Raw genomic sequence first — 19910 nt, 5'->3', positions numbered from 1 at the left:
GGCAGCACATGACGCCCATTCCTGGCCGCGCCGACGTGGTGATCATCGGAGCCGGTCACAATGCCCTGGTCTCCGCCATCCTGCTGGCCCGTGCCGGGCTCGACGTCGTCGTGCTCGAGGCGGCGGGCGTGCTCGGCGGCGCCACGCGTACCGAGCATCCCTTCGCCAAGGTTCCCGGCCTCGGCCAGTCGACCGGCTCCTACCTGCTCGGCCTCATGCCACCGGAGCTGCTGACAACGCTGGACGTGGACATTCCGGTGCTGCGCCGGGATCCGCACTACTTCCTGCCGTCGCCCGGGCCGGCCGGCTCGCCGTACCTCCTCTTCGGCAGTGACGGCGAGGCCAACCGCGCGCAACTGGCCCCCCGCGACGCCGCCGCCGACGAAACGCTGGCCTGCGAGATCGGCGCGCTGCGCGCCGATCTCGCGCCCTCCTGGCTGGAGGAGCCGGGGTCCGTCGAGGAGATCGCCGACCGCTACATCCGGCCGCAGCTCCAGAGCACCTTCCTCGATCTGGTACGCGGATCGGTCGTCGACTACCTGGGCCGTTTCGGGTTCGCCAGTGAGCTGCTGGTCGCCATGTACACGGTGACCGACGGCCTGTCCGGGCTGAACGCCGGACCGGACGATCCGGGCACCGGGCACAACTTCCTGGTCCACAACATGTGCCGGCTGCCCGGCTCGGACGGGACCTGGTTGATCGCCGAGGGCGGGATGGGCACGGTCTCCCGGGTGTTCGCCGACGCCGCGCGGGCCGCCGGGGCCCGCCTCTACACGGATGCCCGGGTGACGGCGGTGACCGTGGACGGCGGGGCGGCGAGTGGGGTGGTCCTGGCCGATGGGCGGTCGGTCGCGGCGAATGTCGTTCTGGGCGGCTGTGACCCGTACCAATTGATGAGTCTTGTCCCTGAAGGTGCTCTGCCGGTCTCGCTCACCGAGCGGATGGCCGCGGTCAAGCGGCCGGGCAGCACCCTCAAGGTCAATCTGGCCCTGCGCGATCTGCCGCGTTTCTCCTGCCTGCCGGAGGGCGCGCCGTCGCCGTTCGGGTCGACCATCCACCTGCTGCCGGGCGACGCCTCACCGATGACGAACCTGCGGCGGATGTGGGCCGATGTGCAGGCCGGGGTGCTGCCGGACGAGCCGACCATCGAGTGGTATCTGCACACCACCATCGACCCGTCGCTGCGCGACGAGGCCGGGCATCACTCGTCCGCGCTCTTCGTGCAGTCGGTGCCCTTCGAGCCTGCCGGATCTTCGTGGGATCAAGAGCTTCCGGGGTACGTGGACCGCCTGCTCGCGATCTGCGACAGGTACGCGCCGGGGACGTCCGACCTGGTGGCCGATGTGATGCCGCTGACCCCGCCGGGGATCGAGGAGCACTTCGGGATGACCGGCGGGCACATCCACCACGTCGACAACACGGTCGCCTTCGACCGGCGGATGCCCTACTTCACCGGGCTGGACGGGCTGTACCACGGCTCGGCCGGCGCGCACCCGGCCGGCAGCGTGATCGGCGCGGCGGGCCACAACGCGGCCCGCCGCATCCTTCGTGATCTCGCCGTTTAGGCCTTCTTCTCGGCACGGATCTTGTGGCCGACGCCGGTGAGGCAGCGGCCACTCGGCAGGTCGAACTTCCAGCCGTGCAGCTGGCAGGTCAGCACGTTGCCCTCGACGATGCCGAACCGGGACAGGTCGGCCTTCAGGTGGGGGCAGCGGCGCTGCACGGTCCAGTCGCCGAACTCGATGTCCTCGGCGTCGACGGCCTTCTCGTGCTCGTCGTACCAGCCCTCGGCGTACTGGAGGCGCTCCTCGGAGAGGCACTTGAAGAACGCGTAGACGAACTCGTTGTACTGACCGATCCGGGCCGCCGAGAAGCGGCAGGACAGGAACAGCGAGTTCACCCAGTCGCCCTCGTCGATGAAGATGAGGTGCTCGATCAGCTCGCGCTGGGTGCGGAAGCGGTAGCGGACCTTCTCGTCGGCGTACGCCCGGACCTGCTTGCCCGGGAAGTCGACCACGATCGACTCGACCTCGTCGCCGTCGTAGGAGACCAGGTCGAAGCGGACCGGGCCGCCCACGCCCTTGGCCATGTAGATCGACTCCTCGAGCAGCGGCTCGATCCGCTTCTTCAGCTCGCCGAGCACGTCGATCTCCGGGTGCCGCCAGGACGCCTTCTCGGCCTCGATGACGGGGCGCTTGCGCTCCCGCATCTCCTCCAGGTGCGCCTTCTTGTTGGCGAAGAACTCGTCGACCGGCGTCGGGTGCGTGGTGCTCTGCCTCGTGCCCCCGTCGGTCAGCTCGGTCACGCTGCCGGGCAGCTGGACGACCGCGTTGGTGCCGCCGACCTTCGCGTACTCGGACAGGAACACCGACTGGTCGGGGAAGATGTTGCCCTCGTCGCCGTGGATGTCGTTGAACTGCCACAGCTCGTCGTCGAGGAAGCACGGCGGACCGGCGATCGGGAAGACGAAGTCCGCCTTCAGGTCGTCGATGTAACGCCAGGTGCGGTCGAACTGCCGCTCCCGCTTCTGCTTGCCGAACGCGGTCTTCGCGGTCTCCGGCAGCTCGTAGACCATCGGGTACCAGATGGCGCCGGAGAACTGGAGCATGTGAGCGTGCACGTGGCCCAGCTCGTTGAACCGCGTCAGGTCGGCGGGCCGGGCGTCGTTCTGGTTCAGCACGCGGACGCCGTCGTACTCCACCCAGAGCGACGAGTCACCGATCGGGCCGTCGGTCGGGCTGATCAGCGCCTGGATCATCACCTTCAGGCCGCCGTCCAGCTCGTGCACCTCGTCGGACTTCGTCCGCAGGAAGCTGGTGAAACCCAGCGCCCGCAGCTCGTCCTCGAGCTGGCTGGTCGGGTACTCCGGCAGGAGCACGGTGGCCTTCTTGCTGATGAATCTCTTCAGGTGCTCCGCGTCGAAGTGGTCCCGGTGCAGGTGGGAGACGTACAGGTAGTCGACGTCGCCCAGGGTCTCCCAGTCCAGCTGGGAGTTGTCCGGGAACGGGAACCAGGAGGCGAAGTACGCCGGGTTCACCCACGGATCGCACAGAATGCTGCCGGCAGCGGTGTCGATCCGCATGCTCGCATGGCCGGTGCCCGTGATCCGCACTGAATCGCTCCTCTGCTTGCGCTTTTTAACCGCCTCGAAAGTACAGCCGGGTTGGTGGGTTCCGCCCACTGACCCCGTGACAGACTGTTTTCCGATTCAACATCTGCTTGGATGCACTTGATCAGAAGGGACGCCACCGTGGCTGCGGAAGAACACCACGAGGAGGTCTACGCGCCCGACCAGCTGAAGCCCGGCAACCGCAAGCGGGCTCAGAAGGGCGCGATCATCTCGGCCGCCATCATGTTGCTCTTCTTCTGGGGCAACCAGCAGGGCAACACCGAGAAGGTCTGGCTCGCCGTGATCGCCGTGGGCCTGATCGCCATCATCATCGGCGACGCCATCCTGCGCCGCAGCGGCCTCCGGCCGAACGACCAGTAGCCCTCGGCTGACGAAGAAGAGGGGGCCATCGGCCCCCTCTTTTCGGTTTCGCTGACTCAGCGGCGCCGCAGCAGGATGTCCTTCACCTCGCGCAGCGCGGCGTCGACCTCGGCCTCGAAGTAGCCGTTCGGCACCAGACCGAACTGCAGCATGTCGAGGTCGTTCTCGTTCACCGGCATCGGGCCGCGGCCGGTCATCGCCTGGAGGATGCCCTCGAACAGCCGGTCCACCTGCATCGGGTCGTAGCCGCTGCCGAACCGGCGGGGCTGGAACGTGCGGCGCAACTGGTCCACCCGGTACAGCTCGCCACCCGGCTCACCCAGCGGCGGGCCGAGCTGCGGCTGCTGCGGGCCGTAACCCCCGCCGTACGGCGGGCCGCTCATCGGCGCGCCCGGCATCGGCGAACCGGGCATGGCCATCGGCGAACCCGGCATCGGGGCGCCCGGCATCTGGCCGTAACCGCCGCGCTGGTCCCGGTCGGGCATCCGGATCTCGGCGGTCATGTCGGCCTTGCCGTGCCGGCCGGGCTCGAAACCGTCGTAACCGCCCTGGTCGTAACCACCCTGGTCGTAGCCGGGCGGCGGGCCGGGCCGCTGCGGAGGCTGCTGCTGCGGAGGCTGCTGGCCGTAACCGGTGGGCTCGTCGTACCGCCCGTACGGGTCGGGGCCGGGCGGAAGCTGCTGCTGCTGCCGCTGCGGCATCTGCGGGGGCATCATCCGGTCGTCCCGCACCGGTGCGGGCAGCCGCTCGGTCGGCGGGGACGCCATCCGGGCCGCCGGGTTCATGGCCGGGCCGGCCGGCTGCTGCGGGCCGCCGAAGCCGCCCTGACCGGGCATGCCCTGCGGCTGCATGCCGCCTCCCGGCGGGTAACCCTGACCGGGGGGCGGGAAGCCCTGCCCCTGCGGCATGCCACCGGGGCCGCCGGGGCCACGGTCGAAGCCGCCACGGTCGAAGCCCTGGCCGGGGCCACCGGGCCCGGGGCCCATCGACGGGGGACCGGAGGCGGAGGCGGCGGTCAGGCCGCTGCGCATGGAGTCGCGCATGGGATCCGGAGCGGGACGCCCGCCCCGCTCCTCGAACTCGGCGAGCTGCCGCTCCACCCGGTCGAGGTGCAGGTCGACCTGCCACTCGTCATAGCCGCCGAAGCGCACACGGAAGACGACGTCGTGCACCTCCTGCGCCGCCACCGGCGGGCCGACCTGCTCCCCGGCCAGGGTCGCCTCGACCCGGTCCAGGAAAGCGTCGACCTCGTCGACCTTGTAGCCACGCCGCAGCGCACGCCTTCGGAAACGCTGCCCCTGACTCGTCACAACGTCTCCCACTCCGCTCGCTGGGACCTACGCCCAGTCACTGTGCCACCTCCGCGTCGGCTGCGGCGCCCCCTGCGCTCGCGTGCGTCAGCTCGCCCGCGGCCAGTTGGCCGCATGCGCCGTCGATCTCCCGCCCCCGGGTGTCGCGAACCGTCGCCGCGACGCCGGCCTCACGAAGCCGGCGGACGAACTCGCGCTCGACCGGTTTGGGGCTGGCATCCCACTTACTGCCCGGTGTCGGGTTCAGCGGGATGAGATTCACATGGGCCAGCTTGCCGTTCAGAAGGCGGCCCAGCAGATCGGCACGCCAGGGATGATCGTTTACGTCCCTGATCAGGGCGTATTCGATGGAAACCCGACGGCCGGTCTGCGCCGCGTAGTCGAACGCGGCATCGAGCACCTCGGCCACCTTCCAACGCTGGTTGACGGGCACAAGCTCATCGCGCAGATCATCATCGGGGGCATGCAGTGACAGCGCAAGAGTCACCGAGAGCTGTTCGGCGATCAACCGGCGCATTGCGGGCACCAAACCCACCGTGGACACGGTGATGTGCCGTTGTGACAGCCCGAGACCCTCCGGAGCGGGCGTGGTGAGGCGTCGCACCGCCTCGATGACCCGCGGATAGTTGGCCAGCGGCTCGCCCATCCCCATGAAGACCACCCGGGACAGCCGCGGCGGGGAACCGGTGACCGCACCGGACGCCGCCACACCGGCCAGGTAGACCACCTGGTCCACGATCTCCGCCACCGACAGGTTGCGGGTCAGGCCCTGCTGGCCGGTCGCGCAGAACGGGCACGCCATACCGCAGCCGGCCTGGCTCGACACACAGGCGGTCACCCGGTCGGGGTAACCCATCAGGACACTTTCCACGAGCGCGCCGTCATGCAGCTTCCACAGCGTCTTGCGCGTCGCGCCGTCGTCGCACGCCTGCTCCCGGATCGGGGTCAGCAGGGTGGGCAGCAGGTCCGCGGTGAGCCGCTCGCGGGTCGCGGCCGGCAGGTCGGTCATCTCGGAGACGTCCCGCACCAGGCGGCCGAAGTAGTGGGTGGAGAGCTGCTTGGCCCGGAACGCGGGCTCGCCCAGGCTCGTCACCGCGCTCTTGCGGCCGGCGAGATCCAGGTCGGCGAGGTGGCGCGGGGGCATGCTCGGACGGCGGCGGGTACTAACCGCGTCTGGCTGGTCGGGGCTGATCGGGATGACCGGAAGAATCGTCATGGCGTATCCAGTCTCCCACGTTCGCCGAGTTCCTCACCCATAGCTAGCTCGGGGCGATGATCGCGAAGAGCAGGTACGCGGTCGGAACGGCGAACAGGATCGAGTCCAGCCGGTCCATCAGGCCGCCGTGCCCGGGCAGCAGGTTGCTCATGTCCTTCACGCCGAGATCCCGCTTGAGCATGGACTCGGCCAGGTCGCCGAGCACCGCCACCACCGAGATGACCGCGCCGAACAGCAGGCCCCCGTAGACAGGCACGTCGAGCAGGAAGAAGAGCAGCGCGCCGCTGCCGATGGCGGCCGCCGTGACGGAACCGGCGAAGCCCTCCCACGATTTCTTCGGGCTGATCTTCGGAGCCATCGGGTGCTTACCGAGGAACACCCCGGCGGCGTACCCACCTGTGTCCGAGAGCACCACGGCGACCAGGGTGCAGATCACCCGCAGCGGGCCGTCGTCCATCTGCACCAGCACGGCCGCGAAGCTCAGCAGGAACGGGCCGTAGACGGCGATCAGGAGGCTGGGGGTGAAGTCCCGGCGGACCGCGGCCACCCCGTCGGCGAGCCGCCACAGGACCGCGGCGCCGACCGTGGCGACCAGGCCCAGGGTCAGCGCGTCGACGCCCTCGAACCAGGCCAGGCCGATCATCACGGTGCTGCCGGCGATCAGCGGGATCAGCGGCGGACGGGCGCCGGTGGTGGCCAGCGCGCGGGCCATCTCCCAGGCACCGACTCCGGAAGCCACCACGAGGACGGCTAGCAGGGCGATCGGCTCGATCAGCAGGGACGCCAGGACGATCAGGCCCAGGCTGAGGCCGACCGCGATGGCGGCGGGCAGGTTACGGCCGGCGCGGCTGCCACCCTGCGGTTTGCGGCCTTTCCCGGCACGGCGGCGGCCCTTGCCGCCGCTCCTGGCGGTCTCCGCCGGCTGCGGGTTACCGGGCTCGATCATCGATTCCGTTCCGGGGTACGCGGGCGGCGCTGCCGCTGGTTGCAAAGACAATGCCGACCCCTACCTCATGCTCACAGAAACCGTGCAGAGCGTACTGCAAAGGTGACGGTTGAACAGGGTTCGAGATGGCCGGGAATTTAACCATCCGTGAACCGGGACCGGCCGAACAGGCGGAAGCCCGGCACACCTGTCGGCGAGGCGGGCCGGGCTTCGTCCGATGCTCAGACCTCGAGCAACTCGGCTTCCTTGTGCTTGAGAAGCTCGTCGATCGCGGCGACGTAGCGGTGGGTGACGTCGTCGAGTTCCTTCTCGGCGCGACGGCCCTCGTCCTCACCGGTGTCGCCGTCCTTGACCAGCTTGTCGATCTGGTCCTTGGCCTTGCGGCGGACGTTACGGATCGCGACCCGGCCGTCCTCGGCCTTGCCGCGGGCCACCTTGATCATCTCTCGGCGGCGCTCCTCCGTCATCTGCGGGAGGTGGATGCGCAGCTGCGTACCCTCGTTGTTGGGGTTGACCCCGAGATCGGAGTCACGGATCGCCCGCTCGATCGGACCCAGCTGGGACGCGTCGTAGGGCTTCACGATGACCATGCGCGGCTCCGGGACACCGACGGACGCCATCTGCGTCACCGGCGTGGGCGCACCGTAGTAGTCGACCAGGATCTTGGAGAACATCGCGGGAGTAGCCCGGCCGGTACGGATGGCGGCGAACTCCTCCTTGGCGTGCTCGACCGCGCTCTCCATCTTCTCCTCGGCCTCGAAGAGGGTTTCCTCGATCACCGGCTCTTCTCGCCTCCTTGCTGTCTTCGGTGGTGCGGGATGTGGGGACGGAGCGCGATCAGTCGGCGGTGATCAGGGTCCCGATCCGCTCGCCGGCACACGCGCGCACGATGGTGTCGTCGCCCTCGGCGCCGAAGACCAGCATCGGGAGCTTGTTCTCCTCGCAGAGGCTGAACGCGGCCTGGTCGGCCACCCGCAACCCGCGCTGGAGGACGCCCTGGAAGGTGATGGTCTCCAGCTTCCGGGCGGTGGGGTCGATCCGGGGGTCGGCGGTGTAGACCCCGTCCACGCCGTTCTTGCTCATCAGCACCATGTCCGCGTGGATCTCCAGCGCACGCTGGGCGGTCACCGTGTCGGTGGAGAAGTACGGCATGCCGGCGCCCGCGCCGAAGATCACGACCCGGCCCTTCTCCAGGTGACGGATCGCACGGAGAGGGAGGTACGGCTCGGCGACCTGGGCCATCGTGATGGCGGTCTGCACGCGGGTCTCGATGCCCTCCTTCTCCAGGAAGTCCTGGAGGGCCAGGCAGTTCATCACCGTGCCGAGCATGCCCATGTAGTCCGCCCGGTTGCGGTCCATGCCGCGCTTCTGCAGCTCCGCGCCACGGAAGAAGTTGCCGCCGCCGACCACCACGGCGACCTGGATGCCGCGCCGCGTCACGGTCGCGATCTGCTTCGCCAGCGACTGGACCACGTCGGGCTCGACCCCGACCGCGCCGCCGCCGAAGACCTCGCCGGAGAGTTTGAGCACGACCCGCCGTGGCCGCATGGGCGGCGGGTCCTGGTCAACCGTGGCGGACTGCTCGGTCACCATCGTCATGAGACCCGCCTTTCCTTCGCTATCTGCAGGAGACCTTATGCGACCGGGAGGCCGGGCGCTGAATCGCGTACCCGACCTCCCGTGCCACAGCGTTACTCGCCTTACTCCTGGCCGACCTCGTACCGGACGAAGCGGGTGACCTCGATGCCGGACTCGCTGACGACCTGCTTGACCGTCTTCTTGTTGTCGACGACCGAAGACTGCTCGAGCAGGACGAAGTCCTTGAAGAAGGAGTTCACCCGGCCCTCGATGATCTTGGGCAGCGCCTGCTCCGGCTTGCCCTCCTCACGAGCGGTCTGCTCGGCCACGCGGCGCTCGGTCTCGACGACCTCGGCCGGGACCTCCTCGCGGGTCAGGAACTTCGGGCGCATCGCGGCGATCTGCATGCCGACCGCGCGGGCGTCGTTGTCGGCCGCCTCGTCGCTCTTGCCGGTGTACTGCACCAGGACGCCGACCTGCGGCGGCAGGTCCTGCGCCTTGCGGTGCAGGTAGACCGCGACGGTGCCGTCGACGATCGTGAAGCGGTTGACCACGATCTTCTCGCCGATCTTGGCGGCGTAGTCCTGGACCAGGTCGGCGACGGTCTTGCCGTCCTCGATCGTGGCGGCCAGCAGCGCGGCGGCGTCAGCGATCTTGTTGTCCTCACCGAACTTGACCAGCCGGTCACCCAGAGCCACGAAGTCGGGGGTCTTGGCGACGAAGTCGGTCTCGCAGTTCAGCTCGAGCAGCGCGCCGCCCGAGTGGCTGACGATGCCGTTCGCGGCGGTCCGGCCGGCCCGCTTGCCGACGTCCTTCGCACCCTTGATGCGGAGGAACTCGACGGCCTTGTCGAAGTCGCCCTCGGACTCCTCGAGCGCCTTCTTGCAGTCCATCATGCCGGCACCGGTGAGGTCGCGGAGCTTCTTGACGTCCGCGGCGGTGTAGTTAGCCATGACTCTTCTCTCGATGTCAGTCGGTCGAGTTACTCGGCGGGGACGGCAGCGGCCGGAGCAGCCTCGACCGGAGCGGCCTCAGCCGGGGCAGCCTCAGCCGGGGCAGCCTCGGCCGGAGCAGCCTCGGCAGCGGCGGCCGGCTCCTCGGCCTTCTTCTCGGCGCCCTCGTAGAGGTCCCGCTCCCACTCGGGCAGCGGCTCGCCGGCGGCGACGGTGCCCACCTCGGGCTTCTCGGCGTTGCCACCGCGGCCACGGCCGGAGCGGGCGATCAGGCCCTCGGCGACGGCGCTGGCGACGACCTTGGTCAGCAGCTCGGCGGAGCGGATCGCGTCGTCGTTGCCCGGGATCGGGAAGTCGACCTCGTCCGGGTCACAGTTGGTGTCCAGCACCGCGATGACCGGGATGTTGAGCTTCCGGGCCTCGTCGACCGCGATGTGCTCCTTCTTGGTGTCCACGACCCAGATCGCCGACGGCACCTTGGTCATGTCACGCAGACCACCGAGGGTCTTGGTGAGCTTCTCCTTCTCGCGGGAGAGCTGGAGGGTCTCCTTCTTGGTGTAACCGGCGGCGGTGCCGCTCAGGTCACCCAGGGCCTCGAGCTCCTTCATCCGCTGAAGACGCTTGTACACCGTCTGGAAGTTGGTCAGCATGCCACCCAGCCAGCGGTGGTTGACATACGGCTGGCCGACCCGGGTCGCCTGCTCGGCGATGGCCTCCTGCGCCTGCTTCTTGGTGCCGACGAAGAGGATGTGGCCACCCTCGGCGACGGTGTCCCGGATGAAGCTGTACGCCTTCTCGATGTAGTCGAGGGTCTGGCGCAGGTCGATGATGTAGATGCCGTTACGCTCGGTGAAGATGAAGCGCTTCATCTTCGGGTTCCAGCGTCGGGTCTGGTGCCCGAAGTGGACACCGCTCTCCAGCAGCTGACGCATGGTCACGACGGCCATGGTTGGCACTCCCTGATCTTCCCTGGTTGTCACGCCCACCGGCGGTGGGCGTCCTGGCGCCCGGTCAGCGGCCACGGTCGGACCCGAAGAAATCGGGACCAGGGAGAGCCGCCGCCGACGACCGTTACTCTGAGTGACTCAGATCACGGCACGTTCGGAGGGCACGCGAGGTCGACCGCGTGGGCGGTCGCCGCCGACAAGCATACGCCAAGCCCCGCGCCGGGCCGGTCCACCCTCTTGTCTTGGCTCGCTATCACGATCCGGCGGACGGCTGACGGTCATCCACAGCGCCGCGCGACCCACAGGGCACCGAGCGGGCCGCCGCGATCGGTGCCACGGTGCCGGGTCATGACGACTCAGCGACGAGCGGTCGGCGCGTACGGCGAACGACTGGCCGCCCGGCACCTCCAGGACAGCGGCCTGATCCTGCTGCAACGCAACTGGCGCTGCTCCGACGGCGAGGTCGACCTGATCCTGCGCGACGGCGACGACCTGGTCTTCTGCGAGGTGAAGACCCGCCGCACGGCGACCTTCGGTCCACCGGCGGCCGCGGTGGGTCACCGCAAGGTGCGCCGGTTGCGCCGGCTGGCGGCCCGCTGGCTGACCGAGACGGGGGTACGGGGAGGAAGCGTCCGTTTCGACGTGGTGGAGGTCATGCCGCAACCACGTGGCGCCACCCGCCTCGTGCACATCCGGGCCGCGTTCCGATGAGCGAGGCTGCGAGCGAATCATCCAGCTCGGTCATGAACTCATGGCGACGCCGGAGCGCAGCGGAGGTGGCGCGATGAGCTACGCACGCGTGCTCTGTGTCGGCTTGGCCGGGGTCGCCGGTCACCTCGTCGAGGTCGAGGCCGATCTCTCCACCGGTCTGCCCGCTCTGGCCCTCACCGGCCTGCCCGACACCGCGCTCAACGAGGCCCGCGACCGGGTCCGGGCCGCCGTGGTGAACTCCGGACGGGACTGGCCCAACCGGCGGATCACGGTGAACCTGCTACCCGCCGCCCTGCCCAAGCACGGCAGTTCCTTCGATCTGGCGATCGCCGCGGCGGTGCTGGCCGGGGCCGGTGAGCTGCCGTCGGCGCCGCTCGACCGGGTCGTGCTGCTCGGCGAGCTCGGTCTCGACGGCACGGTGCGACCGGTGCGCGGGGTGCTGCCGATGGTGGCCGCGGCCGCCCGGGCCGGGATCACCCGCGTCATCGTGCCGGCCGGCAACGCGCGGGAGGCGACCGTCGTACCGGGCGTCACCGTGCGGGCCGTCGACACCCTGCACCGGCTCGTCGAGTTCGCCCGCGGTGAGGCGGCGCTGCTCGATCCGCCGGCCGCACCGGAGACGGCCGAGCCGCCCGGCCCCGACCTGGCCGACGTGGCCGGCCAGGAGATCGGCCGGTACGCCCTGGAGATCGCCGCGGCCGGTGGCCACCACCTGGCACTCTTCGGCCCACCCGGATCCGGCAAGACGATGCTCGCCGAGCGGCTCCCGTCCATCCTCCCGGAGCTCGACGACGACGCCGCCCTCGAGGTCACCGCCCTCCAGTCGATCGCCGGGGTGCTGCCGCCGGACCGGGGCCTGATCCGCCGGCCGCCGTTCCAGGCGCCACACCACAGCTCGTCACTGGCGGCCCTGGTCGGCGGCGGCTCCGGGCTGATCCGGCCGGGCGCGCTCAGCCTCGCCCACCGGGGCGTGCTCTTCCTCGACGAGGTGCCCGAGATGAGCCGCGGCACGCTCCAGGCGCTCCGGCAGCCCCTGGAGAGCGGACGGGTGGTGCTGTCCCGGGCCCGCGGCACCACCGAGTACCCGGCCCGGGCTCAGCTGGTCGTCGCCGCGAACCCGTGCCCCTGCGCCAGCCCGGCCGGGGACCACGCCTGCCAGTGCACGCCCCTGGTCCGGCGCCGCTATCTGGGCAAGCTGTCCGGGCCGCTGCTGGACCGCATCGACATGAAGATCCACCTGCTGCCGGTGCGAGCCGCCCAGCTGACCGTCGCCACCGAGCCCGCCGAGCCGTCCACGGCCGTCGCGGCCCGGGTGGCCCGTGCCCGTGTGGCGGCCGCGGCCCGGTGGGCGACCGGCGGCTGGCGGGTCAACGCCGAGGTTCCCGGGCACCGGCTGCGGCGGCCGCCGTGGCGGTTGCCGCCCCGGGACACGGCCGTGCTGCACGACGCCCTGGAGATCGGGGTGCTGTCGGCGCGCGGCTTCGACCGGTGCCTGCGGCTGGCCTGGACCATCGCCGACCTGGACGGGCGGGACCGGCCCGCGGTGGGGGACGTCTGTGAGGCGTACCAGCTGCGCATGGGCGAGCCCACCACCCGCGCCGCGGCCTGAGGCCCGCTCCCGCCCGTCACCCTGATCCGCCCACCCCTCGCCCGAGTCGGGCCTCCTAGCCGTACATCCCTTTTGGAGCTTTTGATGAATCTCGCCACGGCTCGTGCCGTCACCCGTGCGGCGCTCGTCGCCGTGATCGCCGTTGTTCTCGTGATCGCCGCGGGATGTCCGGCATGAGCGGCTGCCCCGGCGCGGGTGAGCCGGCCGACCGGGCCGCCCGTGTCGCGCTGACCTGGCTCGCCGAGCCCGGCAACCGGACGGTGTGGACACTCGTCCAGCAGGCCGGCGCACCGGCCGCACTGGACCGGCTGCTCGACGGTGACATCCCGGACGCCCGACTGCGCTCGGCGGTCACCGCCCGGCTCAGGTCCGGTGATCCACGCCGGGTGGCGGAGATCGCTCTGCGCCGGGCGGACCGGCTCGGCGCCCGCCTCGTCGTACCCGCCGACGGCGAGTGGCCCACCCGGGTCGACGACCTGGCGACTCTGGAACTCGACGCCGGCGGGTACGTCAACCAGGACACCAGGCCACCTCTCTGTTTCTGGGTGCGCGGCGCGCCGGCCCTCGGCGAGACGCTGGAGAGATCGGTGGCGATCGTCGGCGCCCGGGCCTCCACCGCCTACGGCAGGCACGTCACGACCGACATGGCGTACTCGATCTCCGGAAAGGGATGGACCGTCGTCTCCGGCGGCGCGTTCGGGATCGACACGGCCGCCCATCGCGGCGCGCTGGCCGCCGACGGCCGGACCATGGCGATCCTCGCCTGCGGCGTGGACCGGCCCTACCCGGCGGGGAACTCCGCGATGTTCGACCGGATCGCCGAGCGGGGCCTGCTGGTGAGCGAGTGGCCGATCGGCGCGGCGCCGTTCCGGCACCGGTTCCTGATCCGGAACAGGGTGATCGCCGCGATCACCGCCGGCACCGTCGTGGTCGAGGCGGCGGCCCGCAGCGGCGCGACCCAGACGATGAGCCGGGTGCTGGCGCTCGGACGGCCCGCGATGGTGGTGCCGGGCCCGGTCACGTCGGCGACGTCGGTCGGCTGCCACGAGATCCTGCGCGGCCATCCGTACGCCCGGGTGGTGACCTCGGCCACGGACGTGCTCGAGGAGGTCGGCCGGATCGGCGAATACCTGGCGGATCCGCCGCGCGGCCCGGAGCACCGGCGCGACAGCCTCGACGAGGAGTCGGCCCTGATCATGGAGTCCCTGCCGTCGCGGGGAGCGCGCACCCCGGAGGAACTCGCCGTCGATGCGCGACTGAGCCTGCGGACCGTGCTGCGGCGGCTCTCCCTGCTGGAGATGGCCGAATTGGTGGTCCGCACCGGGGACGGATTCGCGCTGTCACCCGGCCAGCGGCCCATCCGTCACTCCGGCGAGTGATCGCATCCCACGTGAACGTTCGGACTATCCGGACTGATCGCCCACCTACCGAGAGGCCACGGGATACGGGACCGTCGATGACCAACATCGACGGCCGTCATCAGCCGGAGGGCACGGCCGCAACCGGCTCGTCGAGAGTGCCGGCCACCGCTGGAACGGCGGCCGGCACACGAGCCGGTCAACGGGTCACGACACGTGACCGGACGAGTCAGTCCTCAGATTCGTCCAGGTCACGGCGGTGAACCTTCATCCAGGCCTCGACGTCTTCGGTCAGCCAGACCTTGCCCTGCGCCAGGTCTGCGGCCGGCTTCGGAAAGTCCGCGCGGCTGGTGATCTGGTACGCCCGCTGGCGACTGACACCACCCAGACGGATACGGATTTCGTGCGCGCCCATGAGTCGGATCGGCTTCACTCCCACGCGATCGACCGTAGGCGCGGGTCAATTAGTCAACAATCAACTTGCTATGGGACAGGTTGTCACCAGGCAAGTAAGGTGAGCCGATGACTACTCGTCGCGATTCAGCCGAGCCGGTACCCCATCACCCTCGCCATCGACGCGATTGGCGGACCCTGTGGCGTCGCTGCATATGCGGCCTCCCCGCACCCTGCATCGACCGCATCCCACCCTCACCACCGCCGCCCTATCCGCCCCGGCCCCTGGACGTGGAACAGGAGGCGCCACGGGGCGGGCCGGGCCTCTACCGTTCGAGGGCCGCCGGTCCCGGCGCGGGCACCCCGGCCGGGCCCCAGCCTCCCACGGGAGCCGCGCCCGCACCGAGACCTCCCACTCGTCCGGGGGCCTTCGGTCCCAGGCCGCCCGCACACCCGGGTGCCTCCGGTCCCAGCCCACCCGCGCCTGCCCGCACCTCGGGAGAGTTCGACGTCGGGCGCGCCGGCCGCCTCACCCCGGCTCAGGAGCATCGGGCCCGGCAGAACGGCCGTCCCACACGCCGGCGTCGACGTCACGGCCACTGACCACCTCGGCTCGGATTCATGACTTTCGGGGGAAGGTTTGTCCACCGCACACGAGGCAGAACATCTGCACGACCGTCCGCATTGGCTCTGCCGCGTCTGCCGGGAGCCATGGCCCTGCGCCGAGGCGAAAAGGCGCCTCCTGGCCGAGTACACCGAATTCCCGTCGCTGTTGAAGATCTACCTGTCGGCGCAGATGTACGACGCGCTCGACGACTTCACAGCCCAGGGCGAGTCCGCGCCGCTGAACCTGTACGAACGCTTCATCTCCTGGACGCGCGGCCGATAGCGCGGCCGGACAGACTCCCGGAGGGGACGAGCCGGTCGCCACCGGGAGCATGGCGGTCGCGGACGGTGGCGCCCTCCCACCGCACACGCGGGCGCGTAAAGCTTGACGGCACGGTCCGGCGGTAGGACGGTCAGAGGTGATGCGGATCCGTGAGATGCACGAGCGACTGCCCCGGGAGCTGCGCGAGGCGGTGGACGAGTTCAGCCGGCACCTGGCGGTGGTGGAGGGCCGTTCGGAGCACACCGTGCGTGCCTACACCGGGGACGTCGTCTCGCTCCTCGACCACGCCGCCTATGAGGGCCGGTCCAGCGTCGCCGAACTGGACATCACGCTGCTGCGCGGGTGGCTCGCCGCCCGGATGGGGTCGGGCGCGGCTCGTAACTCGCAGGCCAGGCGTGCGGCGGCGGCCCGCGCCTTCACCGGCTGGGCCCATCGCACCGGCCGGACTCCCACCGACCCGGGCACGCAGCTCGCGACCCCGCGCGCACATCGCGGTCTGCCGACGGTCCTTCGCGCCGACCAGGCCGCGACTCTGGTGACCGCCTCACCCAGCCAGGGCCAGGCCGGCGAGCGGGACGATCCGAAAGAACACGTGGAAGGCCGTGGACGCGGCGCCGGGAGTGTGCTGGAGCTCCGGGACCGAGCCGTTCTGGAGTTGCTCTACGCGACGGGTGTCCGGGTGAGTGAGCTCTGCAATCTCGATCGCTCCGATGTGGATCACGCCCGGCAGGTGGTCCGGGTCTTCGGGAAGGGCGCCAAGGAACGCGCCGTGCCCTTCGGGCATCCGGCTCGCCGCGCGCTCGACGACTGGCTTCGCCGGGGGCGGCCCGGGCTGGTGGCGAGGGCTAGCCGGGACGCCCTCCTCCTGGGGGCGAAGGGCGGCCGCCTACAGCCGACCGTGGTTCGGCGGATCGTGGCGGGCGCGGCCCGGGCGGCGGGGCTGCCGCACACCCGGCCGCACGATCTGCGGCATTCGGCGGCCACCCATCTGCTGGACGGGGGCGCTGATCTGCGGGCGGTGCAGGAGCTGCTGGGGCACAGTTCGCTGGCGAGCACCCAGATCTACACCCATGTGTCGACCGAGCGCCTACGTACGGCGTTCAATCAGGCGCACCCGCGGGCCTGACATCGTACGATCCACAGCATGACCGCCCCGGAGATTCCGCGGCCCATTCCGGGCGCCCGTCTGCTCTTCTCGCTGGATCCGTCGGTGTCCCATTTGAATCACGGCTCGTTCGGCGCTGTGCCGATCAGCGTGCAGCGGGCCCAGCAGCGGCTCCGGGACGAGGTCGAGGCGAATCCGCTGCGCTTCTACGGCTCCTCCGGGCTGATGGACCGGATCGTCCACACCCGACGCCATCTGGCGGCCTTCCTCGGCGCCGACCCGGACGGCAGCGCCCTGGTGCCGAACACGACGGCCGCCGTCTCGCTGATCCTCCAGTCGGTGGGGCTGCGGGCGGCCGACGAGGTGCTGCTGACCGATCACGCCTACGGGGCCGTGACGACGGCGGTCCGCAGGCAGTGCAGGCGCTCGGGGGCGACGGCGCGGACGGTGGCGGTCCCGCTCGGCGCCTCCGCCGCGGACGTGACGGCCCGGATCCGGGCGGCGCTGCGGCCGGGCCGGACCAGGCTGCTGGTGGTCGACCAGGTGGCGTCGGCGACGGCGGCTCTCTTCCCGGTGCGCGAGATCGTCGCCGCCGCCCGGGAGCACGACATCCCGGTGCTGGTGGACGCCGCCCACGTGCCGGGGATGCTGCCGGTGGACGTGTCCGCGATCGGCGCCGATTTCTGGGTCGGCAACCTGCACAAGTGGGGCTGGGCGCCCCGCGGCACCGCCCTGCTGACCGTGGCGCCGGCCTGGCGCCGCCGGATCGACCCGCTCGTGGTGTCGTGGGAGCACGACGAGGGGTTCCCGCTGTCCGTGGAGTTTCAGGGGACGATCGACTACACGTCGTGGCTGGCGGCCCCGGCCGGGGTCTTCGCGCTGCGCACGCTCGGGCTGGAGGCGGTCCGGGAGCACAACGTCGCGCTCGCGGCCTACGGTCAGCGGGTCGTCGGTGAGGCCCTGGGCCTCGCGCCCGCCGATCTGCCCGGCCCTGGCGGACCGGGGGTGTCCATGCGGGTGGTGCCGCTGCCGGCCGGGCTGGCCAGCACCCCGCCGGAGGCTTTCGAGCTGCGGCTGCGGATCGCCGACAAGCTGGCCGCGGAGGTGGCGGTGAACGCCTGGGGCGGGCGCGGGCTGCTCCGGCTGAGCGCGCAGATCTACAACCGGCCGGAGGACTACCACCTGCTGGCGGAACGCCTGCCCGCCCTGATCAGGGAGATGCGGCGGTGAGCGGCAGGAGCCGGACTCGGCCGATCCCGAGCAGCGCGAGCGGGTCGAGGTAGGCCGGGCCACGGCGCAGGCCCCAGTGCAGGCAGGCGGCCTGCGGGCAGCCGGGATGCCCGGCCTGGAGGGTGCCGATGGGCTGGCCGGTCGTGACCGGCTCGCCGACCACGACCGTGGCGGTGACCGGCTCGTAGGTGGTCCGCAGACCACCGGCGTGGGCGACGCTGATCACGCCGCGGCCGGCGATGGTCCCCGCGTGGAGGACGACGCCGGCGCCCGCGGACCGCACCACCGCCCCGGCGGCGGCGCCCAGGTCGACCCCGCGGTGCCCGGCCAGCCAGGGTTGCGGTGGCGGATCGAAACGCCGCAGCACCGTCGGCGCCGTCACCGGCCAGGTGTAACCGGACGGCGCGACGAGCAGCAGCAGGGACAGGAGAGCGGCGAGTCCGGGCATGCCGGAGAGCCTGCCCGGTCAGCCGCCGGCACACGGCCGGCCCTGTGGACAGCCGCGAACTGTGGATGAGGCGTCAGCCGCCGAAGCCGGCGTCGTCGGGCAGCGAGATGTCCGGCTTCTCCAGCTCCTCGACGTTGACGTCCTTGAACGTCATCACTCGCACGTTCTTCACGAAGCGGGCCGGACGGTACATGTCCCACACCCAGGCGTCGTGCATCTCGACCTCGAAATACACCTCACCGTCGGAGTTGCGCACGTGCAGGTCCACCTGGTTGGCCAGGTAGAACCGGCGCTCGGTCTCCACCACGTAGGAGAACTGGCGGACGATGTCGCGGTACTCCCGGTAGAGCTGCAGCTCCATCTCGGTCTCGTACTTCTCGAGATCCTCTGCGCTCATCGTTCTTCGCCCTCCATGGCCTCATCTTCCCCCACTGACGGCGACGGCCGAGGCTGCTCGCCTGACGCCACGCCGACGGTACCCGCCGCCGCCTCCGGAAGCAGCAGCGGCTCGGTAACGGATACATCGTCGAACAAAGAAGGCGCCGAAGACGAAACGGGACGCCGTGCCCGCGGCGGCCGGTTGCCGCGCCCCGAGGCGGCAGCCACGTTGACGTACGAGAATCGATGCTCGGGGCACGGTCCGTGCCTGGTCAGCGCGGTGCTGTGTTCCTCGGTGATGTAGCCCTTGTGAACGGCGAAACCGTAGTCCGGATATCTCTCGTCCAGCTCGACCATGAGCCGGTCCCGGGTGACCTTCGCCAGGACGCTGGCGGCCGCGACGCAGGCGGCGACCCGGTCGCCCTTCCACACCGCGAGACCGGGCACGCCGAGGCCGTCGACCGGGAAGCCGTCGGTCAGCACGTACTCCGGGCGGACGGTGAGCGACGCCAGCGCGCGGCGCATCGCCGCGAGGTTGCAGACGTGCAGGCCGCGCGCGTCGACCTCGGTCGGCTGGATGATCATCACGGACCAGGCCAGGGCCTTGGCGACGACCTGGTCGTAGACGCGCTCCCGGGCCGCCGCCGTCAGCAGCTTGGAGTCGGCCAGGCCGGGGATCTCCCCGCGCCGGCCCTCGGGCAGGATCGCGGCGGCCGCGACCAGCGGCCCGGCGCAGGCGCCGCGGCCCGCCTCGTCGGCGCCGGCCACGTGCCGGAAGCCACGGCGCTGAAGCGCCTGCTCCAGCGCGTAGAGCCCGGCCTCGCGGCGGACCACGGTGCGTGGTGGGGCCAGCATTTAACAACGTCCATCCGGTACGGCGTCGGCGGTGTGCCGGCGCAGCAGGGCGGCCAGGTCGACCGGGAAGATCTGCTCGGCGCTCGCCTCGATCTCGGCGGCCGACCACCATCGATGCTCGGTGATGGTGAGCCGCTCGGCCTCCTCCATCCCCGCCGTGTCGACCTGCCAGTCGGCCACCCGGACCAGGAAGAAGTCCTGCTCCTGACGGTACTGCCGACGGTCGTACGAGAACTCGGTCACCTCGTGGTGGACCGGCTCCCCCAGATCGGACAGGCCGATCCGCAGGCCGGTCTCCTCGAACAGCTCGCGGCGGGCCGCGTCGGCGACCGTCTCGCCCGGTGTCAGGCCACCGCCGGGCGTGAACCACCAGCGCTGCTCCGGGCGCGCCGGGTCGCCGCCGTGCAGCAGCAGGACCCGGCCGGCCAGATCGACCAGTAGAACCCGGCCGGCACGGCGGTCAATCACCTCGGTCACGCGACCAAGCCTATGCT

20 protein-coding genes and 1 pseudogene are annotated in these 19910 nt (G+C 70.8%); 8 read left to right on the top strand and 13 right to left on the bottom strand.

The window, feature by feature from the left end; all coding sequences use genetic code 11:
- Positions 1–8: 8 nt before the first annotated feature.
- Positions 9–1565 (top strand): phytoene desaturase family protein, encoded by a 1557-nt coding sequence (locus KZ829_RS29780; RefSeq protein ID WP_220147208.1) that lies wholly within the window; start codon positions 9–11, stop codon positions 1563–1565.
- Here the strand turns inward: KZ829_RS29780 and KZ829_RS29775 are convergent.
- Positions 1562–3112 carry a Rieske 2Fe-2S domain-containing protein gene (locus tag KZ829_RS29775; RefSeq protein ID WP_220147207.1) on the bottom strand — a complete coding sequence of 517 codons (1551 nt, stop codon included), beginning with the start codon at positions 3110–3112 and terminating at the stop codon, positions 1562–1564. The genes KZ829_RS29780 and KZ829_RS29775 overlap by 4 nt on opposite strands.
- Before the next feature lie 138 nt (positions 3113–3250).
- Here KZ829_RS29775 and KZ829_RS29770 point away from each other — a divergent pair, with 138 nt between their 5' ends.
- Positions 3251–3490 carry a DUF2631 domain-containing protein gene (locus KZ829_RS29770; RefSeq protein ID WP_183216461.1) on the top strand — a complete coding sequence of 80 codons (240 nt, stop codon included), beginning with the start codon at positions 3251–3253 and terminating at the stop codon, positions 3488–3490.
- Between the two features lie 56 nt (positions 3491–3546).
- On the opposite strand, the gene KZ829_RS29765 is transcribed toward KZ829_RS29770, so the two are convergent.
- The 7 genes and pseudogenes from KZ829_RS29765 to rpsB form a co-directional block, all read right to left on the bottom strand.
- Positions 3547–4800: a DivIVA domain-containing protein gene (locus KZ829_RS29765; RefSeq protein ID WP_220147206.1), complete on the bottom strand. Its 1254-nt coding sequence runs from the start codon at positions 4798–4800 to the stop codon at positions 3547–3549.
- A gap of 37 nt (positions 4801–4837) precedes the next feature.
- Entirely contained in the window at positions 4838–6016 is a 1179-nt protein-coding gene (gene rlmN, locus KZ829_RS29760; protein ID WP_220147205.1) for a dual-specificity RNA methyltransferase RlmN, read from the bottom strand.
- 43 nt (positions 6017–6059) lie between these two features.
- Positions 6060–6992: pseudogene (locus KZ829_RS29755) on the bottom strand (phosphatidate cytidylyltransferase); the annotation flags it as partial.
- A 191-nt stretch (positions 6993–7183) separates the two neighbouring features.
- Positions 7184–7741, bottom strand: a complete 558-nt coding sequence (gene frr, locus KZ829_RS29750) for a ribosome recycling factor (RefSeq protein WP_183216470.1) — start codon at positions 7739–7741, stop codon at positions 7184–7186.
- A 58-nt stretch (positions 7742–7799) separates the two neighbouring features.
- On the bottom strand, positions 7800–8555 hold the full coding sequence (pyrH, locus tag KZ829_RS29745; protein WP_220147290.1) for a UMP kinase: 756 nt from the start codon (positions 8553–8555) through the stop codon (positions 7800–7802).
- Between the two features lie 107 nt (positions 8556–8662).
- On the bottom strand, positions 8663–9493 hold the full coding sequence (tsf, locus tag KZ829_RS29740) for a translation elongation factor Ts (RefSeq protein ID WP_220147204.1): 831 nt from the start codon (positions 9491–9493) through the stop codon (positions 8663–8665).
- Between the two features lie 29 nt (positions 9494–9522).
- The gene (gene rpsB, locus KZ829_RS29735; RefSeq protein WP_220147203.1) at positions 9523–10440 is read right to left on the bottom strand and encodes a 30S ribosomal protein S2; all 918 of its coding nucleotides are present in this window, start codon (positions 10438–10440) and stop codon (positions 9523–9525) included.
- Between the two features lie 348 nt (positions 10441–10788).
- On the opposite strand from rpsB, the gene KZ829_RS29730 reads away from it, so the two are divergent.
- The 3 genes from KZ829_RS29730 to KZ829_RS29720 all read left to right on the top strand — a co-directional run bounded on the left by KZ829_RS29730 (position 10789) and on the right by KZ829_RS29720 (position 14139).
- A complete protein-coding gene (locus KZ829_RS29730; RefSeq protein WP_220147202.1) occupies positions 10789–11151 on the top strand; it encodes a YraN family protein in 363 nt (120 codons plus the stop codon).
- A gap of 73 nt (positions 11152–11224) precedes the next feature.
- The gene (locus KZ829_RS29725) at positions 11225–12760 is read left to right on the top strand and encodes a YifB family Mg chelatase-like AAA ATPase (protein ID WP_220147201.1); all 1536 of its coding nucleotides are present in this window, start codon (positions 11225–11227) and stop codon (positions 12758–12760) included.
- A gap of 173 nt (positions 12761–12933) precedes the next feature.
- Entirely contained in the window at positions 12934–14139 is a 1206-nt protein-coding gene (locus KZ829_RS29720) for a DNA-processing protein DprA (protein WP_246636481.1), read from the top strand.
- A 208-nt stretch (positions 14140–14347) separates the two neighbouring features.
- On the opposite strand, the gene KZ829_RS29715 is transcribed toward KZ829_RS29720, so the two are convergent.
- The gene (locus KZ829_RS29715) at positions 14348–14533 is read right to left on the bottom strand and encodes a regulator (RefSeq protein WP_067698744.1); all 186 of its coding nucleotides are present in this window, start codon (positions 14531–14533) and stop codon (positions 14348–14350) included.
- Positions 14534–15151: 618 nt separating this feature from the next.
- Here KZ829_RS29715 and KZ829_RS29710 point away from each other — a divergent pair.
- The 3 genes from KZ829_RS29710 (at position 15152) to KZ829_RS29700 (ending at position 17735) form a co-directional block, all read left to right on the top strand.
- Positions 15152–15400, top strand: a complete 249-nt coding sequence (locus KZ829_RS29710; protein ID WP_220147199.1) for a hypothetical protein — start codon at positions 15152–15154, stop codon at positions 15398–15400.
- Between the two features lie 139 nt (positions 15401–15539).
- Positions 15540–16526, top strand: a complete 987-nt coding sequence (locus KZ829_RS29705; RefSeq protein ID WP_220147198.1) for a tyrosine recombinase XerC — start codon at positions 15540–15542, stop codon at positions 16524–16526.
- A gap of 18 nt (positions 16527–16544) precedes the next feature.
- Entirely contained in the window at positions 16545–17735 is a 1191-nt protein-coding gene (locus KZ829_RS29700) for an aminotransferase class V-fold PLP-dependent enzyme (protein ID WP_220147197.1), read from the top strand.
- Here the strand turns inward: KZ829_RS29700 and KZ829_RS29695 are convergent.
- From KZ829_RS29695 to KZ829_RS29680, 4 genes are all read right to left on the bottom strand, one after another.
- On the bottom strand, positions 17716–18183 hold the full coding sequence (locus KZ829_RS29695) for a murein hydrolase activator EnvC family protein (RefSeq protein WP_220147196.1): 468 nt from the start codon (positions 18181–18183) through the stop codon (positions 17716–17718). The two genes, KZ829_RS29700 and KZ829_RS29695, sit on opposite strands and share 20 nt — an antisense overlap.
- Before the next feature lie 73 nt (positions 18184–18256).
- The gene (locus tag KZ829_RS29690) at positions 18257–18580 is read right to left on the bottom strand and encodes a DUF2469 domain-containing protein (protein WP_014447123.1); all 324 of its coding nucleotides are present in this window, start codon (positions 18578–18580) and stop codon (positions 18257–18259) included.
- Entirely contained in the window at positions 18577–19416 is an 840-nt protein-coding gene (locus KZ829_RS29685; RefSeq protein WP_188119453.1) for a ribonuclease HII, read from the bottom strand. Before KZ829_RS29685 ends, KZ829_RS29690 begins: the two co-directional genes overlap by 4 nt.
- Positions 19417–19893: an NUDIX hydrolase gene (locus KZ829_RS29680; protein ID WP_239140170.1), complete on the bottom strand. Its 477-nt coding sequence runs from the start codon at positions 19891–19893 to the stop codon at positions 19417–19419. It abuts the gene before it with no gap.
- Between the last annotated feature and the right edge of the window lie 17 nt (positions 19894–19910).

Origin of the sequence: Actinoplanes hulinensis, assembly GCF_019429605.1 — a bacterium.
Classification (GTDB): Bacteria; Actinomycetota; Actinomycetes; order Mycobacteriales; family Micromonosporaceae; genus Actinoplanes; species Actinoplanes campanulatus.
The sequence above is the reverse complement of the archived record's forward strand: the minus strand, read 5'-3'. Positions and strand labels throughout refer to the sequence as shown.